The sequence below is a fragment of the Micromonospora sp. NBC_00362 genome (assembly GCF_026342155.1).
In the GTDB taxonomy this organism is placed as follows: domain Bacteria; phylum Actinomycetota; class Actinomycetes; order Mycobacteriales; family Micromonosporaceae; genus Micromonospora; species Micromonospora hortensis.
Map to the genome: position 1 here is coordinate 5,353,208 of NZ_JAPENH010000001.1, position 15,517 is coordinate 5,368,724.

The window sequence follows — 15,517 nt, forward strand, 5'->3', positions numbered from 1 at the left end:
GGACGGGTAACGGTTCTGCAACGGGGGGCGACATTCCGAACAGGACCGTATGAAGTGCCCCATTGGATCTCGCTCGTTTTGACGCGGCCCCCCGGCCGGCCACCGCCGACCCCGCGCCTTGGCAGGCCGGCGGATCTGTCGTACGGTGACACGCAAGTAACCCACGGGAGCCCGGTGTACCGGGCTGAGAGGGGGGCTGACAGCCCCCGACCGTTGAACCTGATCCGGGTAATGCCGGCGCAGGGAGGAGCGTTGCCGTGCCGTCCCTGGGGCGATTGCATCTCATCACCGACACCCGACCGGGTCGCGACCCACTCGCAGTGGTTCGCGCCGCCCTCACCGTGGCCCACGCCGATCTGGTCGTGCAGGTCCGGGTCGAGGATTCCGCCACCGACCGCGAGGCGTACGACCTGACCCGGCGGGTGCTCGCGCTCTGCGCGTCGTACCGGGCGACCTGCCTGGTCAACGACCGGTTGCACGTGGCGCTGGCGGTGGGCGCCGCCGGTGGGCACGTCGGCGCCGACGACCTGCCGGTCGCCGCCGCCCGCCGGGTGCTCGGCCCCACCGGTGTGCTGGGCGCCACCGCTCGCGCGCCGGGCCCGGCGAGCGAGGCCGTCGCGGCGGGCGCCAGCTACCTGGGCGTCGGGCCCTGTCACACCACCAGCACCAAGACCGGCCTGCCGGACCCCATCGGGCCCGCCGGGGTACGCGCCGTCGTCGACGCCGTCGACGTCCCGGTCATCGCGATCGGCGGAGTGACCGCAGCCCGGGTGCCGGCGCTGCGGGCCGCCGGAGCGTACGGGGTGGCGGTGGTCGGTGCCGTCTCCGCCGCCGCCGACCCGGCACGGGCGACCGCCGAGCTGATCGAGGCCCTGACGTGCTGACCGGCCGGTCCCCGTCACCGCCGTCGAGCGACCGGGTCCGGCCGGACGTGGCAGTGGTGGGTGCGGGGCCGATCGGGCTGGCGATCGCCTGGCGATGCGCCGCGCGCGGGCTGCGGGTGGTGGTGCACGATCCGGCGCCCGGCTCGGGGGCGTCGGCGGTGGCCGCCGGCATGCTCTCCCCGGTCGCCGAGGCGTACTTCGGTGAGCGGCAGCTGACCGGGTTGTTGCTGGCGTCCGCCGCCCGCTGGCCGGCGTTCGCCGCCGAGTTGACCGAGACGACCGGAGTCGAGATCGGCTACCGGACCGAGGGCACCCTGATGGTCGGGCTGACCGGCGACGACCTGGCCGAGGCGCGCAGGCTGTGGGCGTACCAGCAGGGGTTGGGTCTGCCCGTGACGCCGCTGCGCCCCAGTGAGCTGCGCGACCGCGAACCGGCGCTCGCCCCACGGGTGCGCGGCGGCGCGCTCGCGCCCACCGACCACCAGGTCGACCCGCGGCTGCTGGTGCCGGCGCTGCGCACGGCCGCGCAGCGGGCCGGCGCGGTGCTCGTGCGGCAGCCGGTCCGGTCGGTGTCCGACGTGGACGCGTCGGTCACAGTGGTCGCCGCCGGCTGTGGAGCCGCAGCGCTCACCGGCCTGCCAGTGCGGCCGGTGAAGGGCCAGATCCTCCGGCTGCGCGCGCCCGACGGCGTCGCGCCGGGCTTCCGGCACGTGATCCGGGGGTACGCCGACGGCGAGCACGTGTACCTGGTGCCGCGCGCCGACGGTGAGGTGGTGCTCGGCGCGACGGTCGAGGAGCGCTCGGACACCACTGTCACCGCTGGTGCCGTGCAACGGCTGCTGCGCGCCGGCGTCGATCTGCTGCCCGAGTTGGCCGAGTACGACCTGGTCGAGGCGGTCGCCGGGCTGCGTCCGGGCACTCCTGACAACGCACCGATCCTCGGGCCGCTGCCCGACCGACCGGACGTCCTGGCCGCCACCGGGCACCACCGGCACGGCATCGTGCTCACCCCGATCACCGCCGACCTGATCGCCGACCTGGTGCTCGGCGGCGTACCCGACCCGCTGCTCGCGCCCTTCCGGGCCGATCGCTTCGGCGGTGCCGCCGCGGTGGCCGCGTCGGGCGGACCTGAACCGACGATGGAGGGGGACCTGTGGAGTTGACTGTGAACGGGGCCGGGCGCAGCGTCGCCACCGGCGCGTCAGTGGCGGACCTGGTCCGCGACATCGTGCCGCATTCACGTGGGGTGGCGGTCGCTGTCAACGGCGAGGTGGTGCCTCGGACCGGCTGGCCGGCCCGAGCGCTGTGCGACGGTGACCGGGTCGAGGTCCTCACCGCGGCGCAGGGCGGGTGAGCGGCGTGACCTTCGAACTGGGTGGGGAGACCTTCACCTCACGGCTGATCCTCGGCACCGGCGGCGCCGCGAACCTGCACGTCCTGGAACAGGCGATCCGGGCGTCCGGCACCGAGCTGGTCACACTGGCGCTGCGCCGGGTGGGCACGGCGCCGGGCTCCACCGGTGGGCTGCTGGAGTTGCTGGACCGGTCCGGCGTACGCCTGCTGCCGAACACCGCCGGCTGCCACACCGCCACCGAGGCGGTGAAGGTGGCCCGGTTGGCCCGGGACGCGTTCGACACCGACTGGGTCAAGCTGGAGGTGATCGGCGACGAGCGGACGCTGCTGCCCGACGGGGTGGAGCTGCTCCGCGCCGCCGAGGAGTTGGTCGCCGACGGCTTCACTGTGCTGCCGTACACCAGCGACGACCCGGTGCTCGCCCGCCGCCTCGCCGACGTGGGCTGCGCCGCGGTGATGCCGGCCGGCTCCCCGATCGGTTCGGGGCTCGGCATCGGCAACCCGCACCACATTCGACTCATCCGGCAGGGTGTGGACGTGCCGGTGATCCTCGACGCCGGCATCGGCACCGCGTCCGACGCGGCGCTGGCCATGGAGCTGGGCTGCGACGGGGTGCTGCTGGCAAGCGCTGTCACCCGGGCGGCCGACCCGGTGGCGATGGCCACCGCGATGCGGTACGCGGTCGAGGCGGGCCGACTGGCCGCCCAGGCCGGCCGGATCGAGCGGCGCTTCCACGCGCTCGCCTCCACCCCCGACGAGGGAAGACCAGAGCTGTGACCCCCCCGTCCGGGGTTGTCGTGTTGACCGACCGGCTCGTGGCGCGGGGTGGGCTCGACCGGGTGGTGGCGGGGGCCATTGCCGGGGGAGTGCGCTGCGTGGTGCTGCGGGAGAAGGACCTGCCGCGCGCCGAACGCGCCGCCCTCGCCGCCGACCTGCGCGCGATCCTCGCCGACGTCGGCGGAACCCTCGTCGTGGCCGGCCCCGACCCGCTCGGCGGCGACGCCGTGCACCTGCCCGCCGCCGGGCCGTACCCACCGCCAGCTCACGCCTTGGTCGGCCGCTCCTGTCACGACCAACCAGAGCTGGATCGCCTGACCACCGAGCACTACGCCACCATCTCCCCGGTCTGGCCCACAAAGACAAAACCGGGATACGGCCCACCCCTGGGACCGGACGGCCTGCGAAAGCTTGTCGAGACCAGCCCGGTACCCCTGCTGGCCCTCGGCGGAGTGGAAACCCCGGAACAGGTAACCGCCTGCGTCAAGGCGGGAGCCGCCGGAGTGGCGGTGCTCGGCGCGATCATGCGAGCCAAAGACCCCACCGAAACAGCCACGAGTTTGACCAGCGCTTATGTCGAGGCGGTCACCCCTGTGCTGACCCAAAGCCGGCGCGGGGTCACCCAGGTCTCCACGTCAGGGCTGCGGCCGACCGTGCCCACGCAGGGATCAAGCCTGACCGCCCGGAGTGGGCACGGTCGGCCGCAGCCCCCAACCGCGACCAGGGAAAAACAATGACCCCGAGCACCATCCTCACAATCGCCGGCTCGGACTCCGGCGGCGGCGCAGGCATCCAGGCCGACCTCAAGGTCTTCGCCGCGCTGGGCACGTACGGCACCAGCGTCCTCACGGCGGTCACCGCGCAGAACACCCGGGGCGTCGACGCGGTGTTGCCGCTGCCCCCGCGCACCGTCACCGAGCAACTGGACAGCGTGCTCACCGATTTCACCGTCTGCGCGGTGAAGACGGGGATGCTCGGCACCCCGGCGATCGCGGACGTGGTGGCCGAGGCGGCCCGGGACGGCCGGCTGCCTCAGCTCGTCGTCGACCCGGTGCTCGTCGCCACGAGTGGTCACCGGCTCGGCGTGGTGGGCGCTGTGGAGCGGCTGCTGCCGTACGCCATTGTGGCGACCCCGAACTGCGCGGAGGCCGCGGCGATCACCGGACGCCCGGTGGACGACGTGGCCGCGATGGTCGTGGCCGCCGAGGCCCTGGTGGCCGGCGGCCCGGAGTACGTGGTGGTCACTGGCGGCGACCTGGACGGGGGCGAGGCGGTCGACGTGCTGCACGGCGGCGGCGTCACCACACTGCTGCGCGCGCCGCGAGTGACCACCCGGCACACCCACGGCACCGGGTGCTCGTTCTCGGCGGCGATCGCGGTGCGGCTCGGTCTGGGCGATCCGGTGCCGGCCGCTGTGGGGGCCGCCAAGGAGTACGTGCTCCGTGCGCTGACCGGCGCGCGGGGCTGGGAGTTGGGCGCGGGACGTGGGCCGCTGAACCACTTCGGCTGGTCCGCTTGATCACCAGGGAGGCTGTCATGCACGCACGAGGCAAGGTGTACGTCGAGGGTTCGCGGCCGGATGTCCGGGTGCCGTTCGCGGAGGTGGGGCTGACCGGGGATCTGCCGCCGGTGCGGCTGTACGACACGTCCGGCCCTGGTTCGGACCCGGAGGTGGGGCTTCCGCCGCTGCGCGGGCCGTGGATCGCCGAGCGGGGTGACGTGGCCCCAGTGCGGGGTGCGGGCACGCCACTCGCCGGGGTCGACGGTCGTCGGCCCACCCAGCTCGCGTACGCGAGGGCCGGTGTGGTGACGCCGGAGATGGAGTTCGTGGCGATCCGGGAGAACGTCGAACCGGAACTCGTGCGGGCCGAGATCGCCGCGGGTCGGGCGGTGCTTCCACTCAACGTCAACCACCCGGAGTGCGAGCCGGCGATCATCGGTAAGGCGTTCCTGGTCAAGGTGAACGCCAACATCGGCACCTCGGCCGTCAGCTCGTCGGTGGCCGAGGAGGTGGAGAAGCTGACCTGGGCCACCCGCTGGGGCGCGGACACCGTGATGGACCTGTCCACCGGTAAGCGGATCCATGAAACCCGTGAGGCGATCGTGCGGAACTCGCCGGTGCCGATCGGCACGGTGCCGATCTACCAGGCGTTGGAGAAGGTCGGTGGCGACCCGGTGAAGTTGAGCTGGGAGGTGTTCCGGGAGACGGTGATCGAGCAGGCCGAGCAGGGCGTGGACTACATGACCGTGCACGCCGGGGTGCTCCTGCCGTACGTGCCGCTGGCGGTGGACCGGGTGACCGGGATCGTGTCCCGGGGCGGTTCGATCATGGCGGCGTGGTGCCTGGCGCACCACGAGGAGAACTTCCTCTACACCAACTTCGAGGAGCTGTGCGCGCTGCTCGCGCGCTACGACGTGACGTTCTCCCTCGGCGACGGGCTGCGCCCCGGATCGATCGCCGACGCCAACGACGAGGCGCAGTTCGCCGAGCTGCGCACCCTCGGTGAGCTGACGAAGATCGCCTGGGCGTACGACGTCCAGGTGATGATCGAGGGCCCCGGTCACGTGCCGATGCACAAGATCAAGGAGAACGTGGACCTTCAACAGGAGTGGTGCCACGAGGCGCCCTTCTACACGCTCGGTCCGCTGACCACCGACATCGCGCCCGCGTACGACCACATCACCTCGGCGATCGGCGCCGCGATGATCGGCATGTTCGGCACCGCGATGCTCTGCTACGTCACGCCGAAGGAGCACCTCGGCCTGCCGGACCGGGACGACGTGAAGGCGGGCGTCATCGCGTACAAGATCGCGGCACACGCGGCGGACCTGGCCAAGGGGCACCCCGGCGCACAGGCCTGGGACGACGCCCTGTCGAAGGCGCGGTTCGAGTTCCGCTGGGAGGATCAGTTCAACCTCTCGCTGGACCCGGAGACGGCGCGCTCGTACCACGACGCGACACTGCCCGCGGAGCCGGCGAAGACCGCGCACTTCTGCTCGATGTGTGGCCCGAAGTTCTGCTCCATGAAGATCACCCAAGAGCTCAAGGAGTACGCCGCACGCGGGATGAAGGACAAGTCGGAGGAGTTCGTCTCCGGCGGAAGCCGGGTCTACCTACCGCTCGCCTGACCCCACCCGGCATGATCGACTCGGGTTCATTGATGTCGCGGTGGTCGACCGCCTTGGGATCGGCCGATATCAGTGAACCCGAGTCGATCAAACGACCGGTCGGTACGTCTGCGCGCCGCGCCGTGGAGTCAGTGGCGCTGGGTCAGTGGCGCTGGGTCAGTGGCGCTGGGTCAGTCGCGGTGGTGTCGGCCGGTGGAGCGCAACGACCGACGGCTGTTCTCCTGCTCGGGCTCGTTGTCCGACACCGGCTTGCTCAGACCGGCGACCCAGTCGACGAATTCCTCATCCTGAGATGCGAGGGGCTCCGCTTCATCCGACGTCTTCGGGCTCTCCTCGTCGGCGCGGGACCGGTTGCGGCGGAACAGCCCACCGAGCCGCCCTTTCCGGGAGGGCTGCTCTGCCACCTTCGGGTGCGTCGGTTTCGCCGACGTGGTGTCGGTGTCGGTGGCGCTGTCGGTGGTGGCGCTGGAGGGCGTGCCCACAGTGCTCGGGAACTCCGGCCGGCCCGGGTGTCCGGCGGCAGCGGTCGTCTCGCCGGCTTCGGTCGGCGTTGTCCGCGCCGTCGAGCTGTCCGGCGATTCCGCCGACCCGCGTCGCCGAGAGGTGTCGAACGCGTTCCAGGTGCCGGCCCGGCTCAGGTCCGGCAACGGTGCCCGATGCCGGGGCTTGGGCATCGGCCCGGTTGGCGCGTCGGGCCTGCTCGGCCCCTCCGATGCCGTTGCGTCCGGCTCGGAGGCCTGCGGTGGCACCGTCCACGTCGGAGTGACCGGCCAGGCCGACGGTGCAGGCGTCCACCGGTCCGCGTCCGGGTCACCGGCGGCGGTGGCCCCGAACAACCCGGCGGCGGGAACGTCCTCGGCGGCGGGCCGCGTGCTGTCGGTGTCACGAGCCTCGGCTACCGCAGGATCGCTGGTCGTGTCGGCCGGGGCTGCCTTGCTGCCCGTGCCGGCCTTCGGGACGCGCGGGAGGGCTTCCGCGCCAACCGGGCCGGCAGCGGTGGTCGGCGCCGCCGTTGCTCGCGTCGCGTCGGTCGTGTCGGCCGGTGCTGGTGTCGCCCCACTGGGTGCTGGTGTCGTGCCGGTCCCGGTGGTCGGGGTCCCTGCGGCGTCGGTTGCCGTGGTGGGGGACTCCGGGCTGGCCGGCACCTGTGTCGCGCCGGCATCGGCGGTCGTCGAGGCAGCCGGTGCTCGCTTCGAGCTGGTGACGGGCGTGGCCGGTGCTCGCTTCGCGCCGGTTGCGGTGGTCCCGTCCGCCGCCGCGCCGGCGGCAACAGCCGAGGCGACCTCGGAGGCCGAATTCGACCGCCCACCCGGGCTTCCACGGCCGGGCCCCGGAGTGTCGGTGGCCACGTCGGAGGCGGTGGTGTCCGGGTTGGCTTTCGACTTACGGCCGCGTCGCGGCTTGATCGTCAGCGGTGCCTCGGGCGTGCCGGGGTCGGCCGGGCCCGCGCTGCTCGCCTTCGTGCTCGTGCCTGACCCCATGCCCGTGCCCGTCGAGGCCGGGGCGGCGGGACTGGGAGCGCCCGTGCCAGTCGGTGCTGTGCTGGTCGCCTCGGCGCCGCTGCCCGTACTCGTCGGGGCCGTGCTGGTCGGGGCTGCGCTGCTCCGGGCCGTGCTGCCGGTCGCGGGGATGGGCGCGTCCGGGGTGGTCGGCGCGCTGGCAGCGGCCGCGCTGGTAGTGCCGGAACCGGGTGCGCCCGTGCCGGCCGAGGTGGCGGCGGTCTTGCGGGTGGTGCGCCCACCGGTCGGCCTGCCGCTGGTCGCCGTGCTGCCGCTGGTGCCCGTCGCGGTGCTGCCGGTCGGCTCGTCGACCGCTCGGCCGCCCGTCGGGGTCGCGGCGTCGGTGCGTCCGGCCGTGGTGCCGGTCGCGGTGGCGTCGGTGACGTTGCTGAGGTCGGTGCCGGCCGAGGGCTCGGTCGTCGCCAGGGCATCGTCCGGGCGCGGGGGCGTCTGCCCTGCGGCGGTGAACTCGCCGGTCGGCGCGGTCAGCCAGGCCGCGGACTGAGGGGGAGCGGCGGGAGTCGGAGCGGCGGGCGCCGGACCGTGCTGTCCGCTCGCGGTGGTCTCCGGCCAGTCCCAGTGGGCCGGGACGGTGCGTACGGCATCGGGGTCGCCCGTCGCCCACGGACCCGCAACGACGCCGGCGCGCTTCGTGCTGGTGGCCAGCTCGGCGTTTGTCGTCTCCGTGTCGGTGCGCTCGGTGCTGTCCCGGTCGTCCGCAGTGCTGTCCCGGTCGTCCGCCGCGCCGGGCAGCGCCGGGCCGGCGGGCAGCGGGCGCAGGATGGCGGTGGGCTCGATCGCCTGCGGATCGGTGGTACGGGTGCTCGTCGGCCAGCGCAGCAGCGCGGCGGCGGCCGCGCCGAGCGCTCCGGCCAGGATCGCGATCAACGAGCCGTAGTAGGGGGCGGTCTGGTAGCGGTCCACGGCGTCGCCCGGACCGGCGGTCAGGTAGGCGAACGCCACCAGCACCGGACCGGCCACCCCGGTGGCCCCGCTGACCAGTGGAGCCTGACCGCGCCAGCGAGCCAGCCCGGCGGTCGCCGCGCCGGCCAGCAGCGCCACGATGGGCAGCAGGAGCAGCGCCAGCCGCTGAGCGGCGGCGTCGTCGAGCCAGCTCGGCTCCAGTACGCCGAGCCGGACGGTCGGCAGTGGGCCGGCAGTGCCGAGTGACGGTAGTACGGAGATCAGCGCCAGCAGCCAGACGACGCCGGCCACGGCCGCCATGTTCCATCCCAGCTCGGGCCGGAACAGGACGGCTATCGCGGCGCCCGCCCCGATCACCGCACCGACCACGGCGCAGATGCCCACCGCCCAGACCGGGTCAACGGAGATCAGCTCCGCGGCGCGGGCGGGCTGCATGCAGAGCGGGGCGATGACTGTGGCGCCGAGGGCTGCCGCGCCGCCGACCGCCAACTGCCGGCCGGTGCTGGCCGCCGGGGCGTCGCGGCGAGCGAGGCGTCCGGTCAGGACGGCGCCGGCGACGGCCGCGTTCGCGGCGAACCAGCCCACCCAGACGAGCTGGGCCGGCCACTGGTTGACTGTCGTACCGGTGAATGCGCCGGTCAGGCGGACGATGCCGAAACCGTACGCGACGCCGAGCTGGCCGGCTCCGGCCAGCACGCTCACCCCGAGCGCCGTGAGCAGCAGTCTGCCCCAGGTCCGAATGGCCATGTCCGGCACGTTACGCACCTGGTACACCCGATGGCCACCGGCGCGCCGCGCGGCACGCCGGTGGCCATCGGCGGGTCTACTTGAGTTCGACCAGCCGGGCCAGGTAAGTCGTATCCCCGACATTGGTCAGCATGTGCACAGCGCCCGGGTCTCGGTAGACCACTCCGCCGGTGGGCTCGTCGGCGTCGATCCGGGTGCCGTCGATGGTCTGTACGACGTTCTTGGCGCCCTCGATCGCCACCACCAGGTAGGGGTGGTCGTGCCGGTGCAGCGGCTGCCGCTCGCCCGGCTCGAGGCGGATGTGCCAGACCCGGACCCGGTCGTTCTCGTACACGATCTCCTGACCCACCGGTCCGAGTTCGGTTCCGTCGATCACGTCGGTCATCGTGCTCCGTCCAGTTGGGGCAGCACCTCGGCGGCGATCAGCTCGAGGTGGTCGAGATCATCGAAGTCGATCAGGCGCAGGTGGACCCGGGTGGTGCCGATCGCGGCGAACTCGCCGAGCCGCTGCGCGAGCTGCGCGGGGGAGCCGACCACCGGGTCCTCCGGTGGCAGCGCGCTCTTCTCGTGCAGGGGCGCGGCCCGACGCTGGGCCTCCGCGTCGGTCCGGCCGATGGCGACGACGATCCCGGCGGACAGCACCAGCGGGGCGCGCCCGGACTCCGTCCGTCCGGTGCGCTCACACGTCTCGCGCACCCGGTCGTACGCCTCGGCGGTGGCGGCCACGGACTTGAACGGCATGTTGAACTCGTCGGCGTACCGGGCGGCCAGTTCGGGTGTGCGCTTGGGGCCACGCCCGCCCACGATGATCGGTGGGCCGGGCACCTGCACCGGCTTGGGCAGGGCGGGAGCGTCCACCAGCCGGTAGTGGTCGCCAGTGAAGCTGTAGGTCTCGCCGGGCGGGGTCGCCCACAACCCGGTGATCACCTCGAGCTGCTCGGCCAGCCGGTCGAAGCGCTCGCCGACCGCCGGGAACGGGATGCCGTACGAGGTGTGCTCGCGCTCGTACCAGCCGGCGCCGATGCCGAGGTCGACCCGGCCGCCGCTCATCTGGTCGACCTGCGCGACCATCACCGCGAGGGGGCCGGGCAGGCGGAACGTGGCCGACGTCACCAGGGTGCCGAGTCGGATCCGATCGGTTTCCCGGGCCAGCGCGGCGAGGGTCAGCCAGGCGTCCGTGGGGCCGGGCAGGCCCGGGTCGGCGCCCATCGACTGGTAGTGGTCGGCGCGGAGGAAACCCTCGTAGCCGCAGGCCTCGACCAGCCGCGCGAACCGGAGCTGGGTGTCGTAGCTGGCGCCACGGTTCGGCTCGGTGAAGACCGACACCCGCATGGTCAGTGTCCTTCCGCGCCGGCGGTGGCCGGCTGTTCGCGTTCCATGAGCAGTTCGTGCAGGTCGGCGCTGACCTGGGCGACGTCGGCCAGGTGGGCGTTGCGGCCCAGGGTGCGGGGCCGTGGGATGGTCACGTCGACGACCTTGCGGATCCGGCCGGGGCGAGGGCTCAGCACGACCACCCGGTCGGCGAGCAGCACCGCCTCGTCGATCGAGTGGGTGACGAAGACGATGGTCGGCTTGTTCTCCATGTGCACCCGCTGGAGTTCGCCGGAGAGTTCCTCGCGGGTGAGCGCGTCCAGCGCGGAGAACGGCTCGTCCATCAGCATCACCCGGGGCTCACCGATCAACGACCGGCACAGCGACACCCGCTGCTGCATACCGCCGGAGAGTTCGTGCGGCAGCCGCTTCTCGAAGCCGGCCAACCCGGCGACGTCGAGCAGTTGCCGGGCCCGCTCCCGGTGCTTGGCGCGGCTCCAGCCGAAGATCTCCACCGGCAGCAGGACGTTGTCCAGCACTGTGCGCCAGGGCAGCAGCGCCGGCTTCTGGAACAGCATGGCGATGTCCTGGCGGGGGCGCGCGATCGGCGTACCGGCGACGGTGATCTCACCGGCGCTCAGCGGGAGCAGCCCGGCGATCAGCCGCAGCAGTGTGGACTTGCCGCAGCCGGAGCGGCCGAGCACGGCGACGAACTCGCCCTCGGCGACGTCGAGGTTGATGCCGCGCAGCGCCTCCACCCGGCCGGATCGGCCCTCGAAGGTACGGGACACCCCGGACAGTCGGATCATCTCCGGCGCACCTCCGCTGAGTGGACGGTCAGGAATCCGACAAAGGCTAGCCGCCCTGTCGAGGTATGGCACCGGCTGGGGTCGTCGTCAGGTTGTATCCGTTCCGCAACCCGATACGCCTGGCGTCGCAACTGTGGGTTTCTCGTACGCTGTGCCCGCGAAGAGTCCCCCCACGACGGCGGCGCCCGGCTTCCACCCCTCCCGCCGGCCCGTCACGACAACCCCCTCCGGTGGCCTGCCGGCCCCGGTCGGAAAGGACATGGTGCACTGATGAGAAGGCTGACCCGTACGGTCGCTACGGCCGCGCTGGCCACCGCCCTCGCCCTTGTCTCCGCCTGCAGCAGCGGGTCGGATTCGGCCGACGATGCCAAGGGCGGCGACGGCAAGACGCTGCAGAAGGTGACCTACCTCACCTCGTTCGGTAACTTCGGCCGTGACTCCTACGCCTGGGTGGCGAAGGACAAGGGCTTCTTCAAGGAAGCCGGCTTCGACGTCGAGATCAAGGCGGGTCAGGGCACCGGTGGCGTGATCCAGACCGTCGTCGGCGGCCAGGCCGACTTCGGCCCGATCGACCTCACCGGCGGTCTGCTCCAGCTCGGCAACGGCCAGGCGAAGGACTTCACCGCGGTGGCCGCGATCCAGCAGCGCACCATGGCGGGCATCGCCACTGTCGAGGGCAAGAACATCAGCTCGCCGAAGGACCTGGAGGGCAAGAAGCTCGCCGACACTCCCGGGTCCGTGGTCCGCAACCTCTTCCCGACGTACGCCCGGCTCGCCGGTGTGGACGCGACCAAGGTGACCTGGGTCAACGGTGAGGCGCAGAACCTGATCGGCACGTTGGCCTCCGGCTCGGTGGACGGCATCGGTCAGTTCGTCGTCGGTCAGCCGACCATCGAGGCGGTGGCCAAGAAGAAGGCCGTCATGCTGCCGTACAGCAACGTGATGCAGGACCTCTACGGCAACGTGCTGATCACCTCCTCGAAGACCGCCAAGGAGAAGCCCGAGATGGTGAAGAAGTTCACCGCGGCGCTGCTCAAGGGCCTGGAGTACAGCCTGGCGAACTCCAAGGAGGCCGCCGACATCCTGAAGAAGAACGTCGACGCCACCAACCCGGTCTCCGCAGCCGCCGAGCTGGAGCTGATGGCCGCGTACGTCCGTTCCGGCAACACCGGCACCGCGATCGGCACCCTGGACAGCGGTCGGGTCGCCAAGAGCATCGCCATCCTGCAGGGCGCCGGCGCGCTGAAGCAGAACATCACCCCCGAGCAGATCATCGACTTCAGCCTCGCGCCGAAGGCCTGATCGTCCGGTCGTCATCAGGGGGTACGTCCCGCCGATCCCGGTGGGGCGTACCCCCGTCGCTCGTCGGCCCCCGGCGGGCCGTGGGATTTCGAGGAGGACAGAGATGACCGACGTCCGGTCAGCGGACCCGGCGGTGGCGGAACCCCCGCCCCCGGGTGCCGGCCCCGAGGTAGGGCGCGCGGGTCGAGGTGCCGGTCTCCGGGCCGGGGCCGACGCCGTGCTGCCCGCGGTCGGCATCCTGGTCGCGCTGGCGGCGTGGTGGTTGATCGCCCGGCTGGAGCTGGTCCACCCTTTCGCCCTGCCGCCGCCCGGCGACGTGTTCAGCGCGTTCGTCGAGAAGCCCGCCCAGATGCTGGAGCACACCTGGGACACCACGCTGGAGATCCTGATCGGGTTCGCCCTCTCGGTGGCCGCCGGTGTGCTGATCGGGCTCTCGCTGGCCAGTTCCCGCACCGTGGAGCGGATGTTCACGCCGCTGCTGGTCGCTGTGAACGCGGTGCCGAAGATCACGTTGGGCCCGCTGCTGGTGGTGGCGCTCGGCTGGGGCCAGAAGCCGATCCTGACCATGGTGTTCCTGCTCTGCTTCTTTCCGATCGTGCTCTCCACCGCGACCGGGCTGACCACCACGCCGGCCGACCTGGCCGAACTGGTGCGTTCCTGGAACGCCTCCCGCTGGCAGGCGTTCCGCAAGGTGCGCTTCCCGGCGGCGCTGCCGCAGATCTTCGTCGGGCTCAAGGTGGCAATGCCACTGGCCGCGATCGGCGCGGTGATCGGTGAGTTCCAGGCCGGCGAGAGCGGCCTCGGCTACGTCATCACGCAGTACGCCGGCATCGGCGACGCCGCCACCGCCTGGGCGGCGATCATGCTGGTGGCGCTGGTGAGCATTCTGCTCTACTCGGCGCTCCTGCTGATCGAGCGGTTCGCCCTCCCCTGGGTGCGAGAAACCACAAGCAGCCGCTAACCGACCACCCCAAAGATCAACACCCAGAAACGCGAAGGGCCGGCCTCCCTCTCAGGAGGCCGGCCCTTTCCATCGACGCTGCTGGCGCAAAGGGTGTGGCCTACCGTGCCCGGCGCAGGGATCAAGCCTGACCGCCCGAAGCCGGGCACGGTAGGCCACACCCCCAGCCGGCACACGACGAAGAGCGCCGGCACGAAAGGCCAGAGGCGTTTACCCCGCCAACCGCCAACGACCATTGCGGGCGACCAGCGTGGTGAGTGCCTGTGGCATCAGGCCGCTGTGGTTGTCCGGCGTCATGCGGATCGGGCCGGAGAGGCCGTCCATCTGGGACGTCTCCAGCACGTCCCGGATGCCGTTACGGTCCACCTTCCCGATCTCGCCGCCGGCGCGCAGTTCGGCGTCGGCGATCAGCTGGACGGCGTCCGCCGCGAACGACGAGGACCCGTTGTAGCCACCGAAGCGGGCCGTGTAGTCCTGGAACCACTGCCGCCGCGCCGCCTTGGCCGGCGTGGTGGCGATCACGTCATCGATCACCATGGTCTGCGTGAAGATCAGCGTGGCCTTCTCCGTCGCCTTGGCCGCCGCGCCGAGGAAGAGGTCCCCGGCCGCTGCCGCGTCGAAGTAGATCGACCCACGGAAGATGGTCTGCTGCACGCTGGTGGCGGCCAGTGTCGCCTGCTCCGGCGGGGTCCAGAAGACCATCGCGTCGGGCTTGCCCGACGCGAGCTGCTGAACCTGCTGGCTGACGTCGGTGTCGGTGGTCTTGATCCGCTGCTGTCGGAGCGTGATCTTGGCCTTGTCCAGCTCGCTCTTGAGCGCGGTCGCGCCCTCCTGGCCGTAGTCGTCGTCGCTGACCAGCATCCCCACCTTACGGATGTTGTTGCGGCGCAGTTCGGTGGTCAGTGCGGCGGCGCTGTCCGCGGCGTTAGGGCCCAGCTTGAACACGTAGCGCCGTTCAGCGGCCGGCGCGGCGATCGCGCCGGAAGCGGCTAGCGCAATGGTGGGAATCCGCTTCTCGTTGATGGTCCCGACCGCTCCGACCGCGCATTCGTTGCAGCCGCCCATGATGATGGCGCTGACCTTCGAATCGCTGCTGAAGTCGACGATGTTGCGAAGTGACTCGGCCGAGTCGGAACGGTTGTCCTTCACCTTCAGGTCGATCTTCCGGCCGTTCAGTGCTCCGGAGGCGTTCAACTGATCGACCTTGAGTTCGAGGGCGCGCTGGTATGTCCGGCCAACCGTGGCTGCGGCGCCGGAGAGTTCGAGATCGGCGGCGATCACGATCGGACTCGTGTCCTTCTCGGCCTCGCCAAACTGGCAGCCGGTGAGCGTGGTGGCCACTACGGCCGATGCGAGCGCCGCGATGGTCGCGGAGCGGATGGGGCTCAACTCAGTCCTCCAGGTGCGGGCGCGGGCGCTGCCCGGTCACCGCCGCTAATCCGTCCTCAGTGGAGGACGGGATCTCCTCTGCCGTACGGTGTGCGCGAAGCCTGCAAAACCTTGCCAATGGCCGGCGCTGTGGTCAAGCGCGGACCCCGGCAGCATTTTCGGGACGGCCATCCCACATGCTGGGGTAACGCAATGTTTGCAAAAGCTCACTTTGCATACACGCGTGACCACTCTGGAGTTACATGCCCTGTTCAGGGGCTTGCGGAAATGAAGGTATCAGTTGCCCGGATCACGGGATGCGCTCCGTCCGACCGTTTCCTACCTCACTGCGGCTTCCCAAACACGATCATCTCTGATGAAATCGCGGCCGTGCCGCGCGTGGTCCCCTCCGCTTACGGCATGGCTCGGCGGCTCAGGCGGGGAAGAAACGAC

The 15,517-nt window shown here is 71.7% G+C and carries 14 protein-coding genes and 1 riboswitch; of the genes, 9 read left to right on the top strand and 5 right to left on the bottom strand.

Going from position 1 to position 15,517, the window contains the following annotated elements; genetic code table 11:
* Window positions 1-153: 153 nt before the first annotated feature.
* Window positions 154-263, top strand: a riboswitch (TPP riboswitch).
* The 7 genes from thiE to thiC all read left to right on the top strand — a co-directional run bounded on the left by thiE (window position 258) and on the right by thiC (window position 6,143).
* Window positions 258-884, top strand: coding sequence for a thiamine phosphate synthase (gene thiE / locus OG992_RS24700; protein ID WP_238687823.1), 627 nt, complete (start codon window positions 258-260; stop codon window positions 882-884). (Overlaps the previous riboswitch by 6 nt.)
* The gene (thiO, locus tag OG992_RS24705) at window positions 881-2,047 is read left to right on the top strand and encodes a glycine oxidase ThiO (protein ID WP_238687863.1); all 1,167 of its coding nucleotides are present in this window, start codon (window positions 881-883) and stop codon (window positions 2,045-2,047) included. The genes thiE and thiO overlap by 4 nt, the downstream gene beginning before the upstream one ends.
* Window positions 2,038-2,238, top strand: a complete 201-nt coding sequence (gene thiS / locus OG992_RS24710; RefSeq protein WP_238687822.1) for a sulfur carrier protein ThiS — start codon at window positions 2,038-2,040, stop codon at window positions 2,236-2,238. Before thiO ends, thiS begins: the two co-directional genes overlap by 10 nt.
* Window positions 2,235-3,014, top strand: a complete 780-nt coding sequence (locus OG992_RS24715; RefSeq protein WP_238687821.1) for a thiazole synthase — start codon at window positions 2,235-2,237, stop codon at window positions 3,012-3,014. The genes thiS and OG992_RS24715 overlap by 4 nt, the downstream gene beginning before the upstream one ends.
* The gene (locus OG992_RS24720; protein WP_266304410.1) at window positions 3,011-3,751 is read left to right on the top strand and encodes a thiamine phosphate synthase; all 741 of its coding nucleotides are present in this window, start codon (window positions 3,011-3,013) and stop codon (window positions 3,749-3,751) included. The genes OG992_RS24715 and OG992_RS24720 overlap by 4 nt, the downstream gene beginning before the upstream one ends.
* A complete protein-coding gene (gene thiD, locus OG992_RS24725; RefSeq protein WP_238687819.1) occupies window positions 3,748-4,533 on the top strand; it encodes a bifunctional hydroxymethylpyrimidine kinase/phosphomethylpyrimidine kinase in 786 nt (261 codons plus the stop codon). Before OG992_RS24720 ends, thiD begins: the two co-directional genes overlap by 4 nt.
* Window positions 4,534-4,550: 17 nt before the next feature.
* Window positions 4,551-6,143 (top strand): phosphomethylpyrimidine synthase ThiC, encoded by a 1,593-nt coding sequence (gene thiC, locus OG992_RS24730; RefSeq protein WP_112601253.1) that lies wholly within the window; start codon window positions 4,551-4,553, stop codon window positions 6,141-6,143.
* A 170-nt stretch (window positions 6,144-6,313) separates the two neighbouring features.
* Here the strand turns inward: thiC and OG992_RS24735 are convergent, their stop codons facing one another.
* The 4 genes from OG992_RS24735 to OG992_RS24750 all read right to left on the bottom strand — a co-directional run bounded on the left by OG992_RS24735 (window position 6,314) and on the right by OG992_RS24750 (window position 11,433).
* Window positions 6,314-9,313, bottom strand: coding sequence for a hypothetical protein (locus OG992_RS24735; RefSeq protein WP_266304411.1), 3,000 nt, complete (start codon window positions 9,311-9,313; stop codon window positions 6,314-6,316).
* A 76-nt stretch (window positions 9,314-9,389) separates the two neighbouring features.
* Complete coding sequence (locus tag OG992_RS24740) at window positions 9,390-9,698, bottom strand: cupin (RefSeq protein WP_007465195.1); 309 nt, start codon at window positions 9,696-9,698, stop codon at window positions 9,390-9,392.
* Entirely contained in the window at window positions 9,695-10,645 is a 951-nt protein-coding gene (locus tag OG992_RS24745) for an LLM class F420-dependent oxidoreductase (protein WP_266304412.1), read from the bottom strand. The genes OG992_RS24740 and OG992_RS24745 overlap by 4 nt, the downstream gene beginning before the upstream one ends.
* A gap of 2 nt (window positions 10,646-10,647) precedes the next feature.
* On the bottom strand, window positions 10,648-11,433 hold the full coding sequence (locus OG992_RS24750) for an ABC transporter ATP-binding protein (RefSeq protein WP_238687817.1): 786 nt from the start codon (window positions 11,431-11,433) through the stop codon (window positions 10,648-10,650).
* 270 nt (window positions 11,434-11,703) lie between these two features.
* Between OG992_RS24750 and OG992_RS24755 the strand changes: the two genes are divergently transcribed.
* Window positions 11,704-12,735, top strand: a complete 1,032-nt coding sequence (locus tag OG992_RS24755; RefSeq protein WP_266304413.1) for an ABC transporter substrate-binding protein — start codon at window positions 11,704-11,706, stop codon at window positions 12,733-12,735.
* Between the two features lie 103 nt (window positions 12,736-12,838).
* Window positions 12,839-13,696: an ABC transporter permease gene (locus tag OG992_RS24760; protein ID WP_266304414.1), complete on the top strand. Its 858-nt coding sequence runs from the start codon at window positions 12,839-12,841 to the stop codon at window positions 13,694-13,696.
* A gap of 210 nt (window positions 13,697-13,906) precedes the next feature.
* Here the strand turns inward: OG992_RS24760 and OG992_RS24765 are convergent, their stop codons facing one another.
* A complete protein-coding gene (locus OG992_RS24765) occupies window positions 13,907-15,085 on the bottom strand; it encodes an ABC transporter substrate-binding protein (protein ID WP_238687814.1) in 1,179 nt (392 codons plus the stop codon).
* Window positions 15,086-15,517 lie beyond the last annotated feature (432 nt).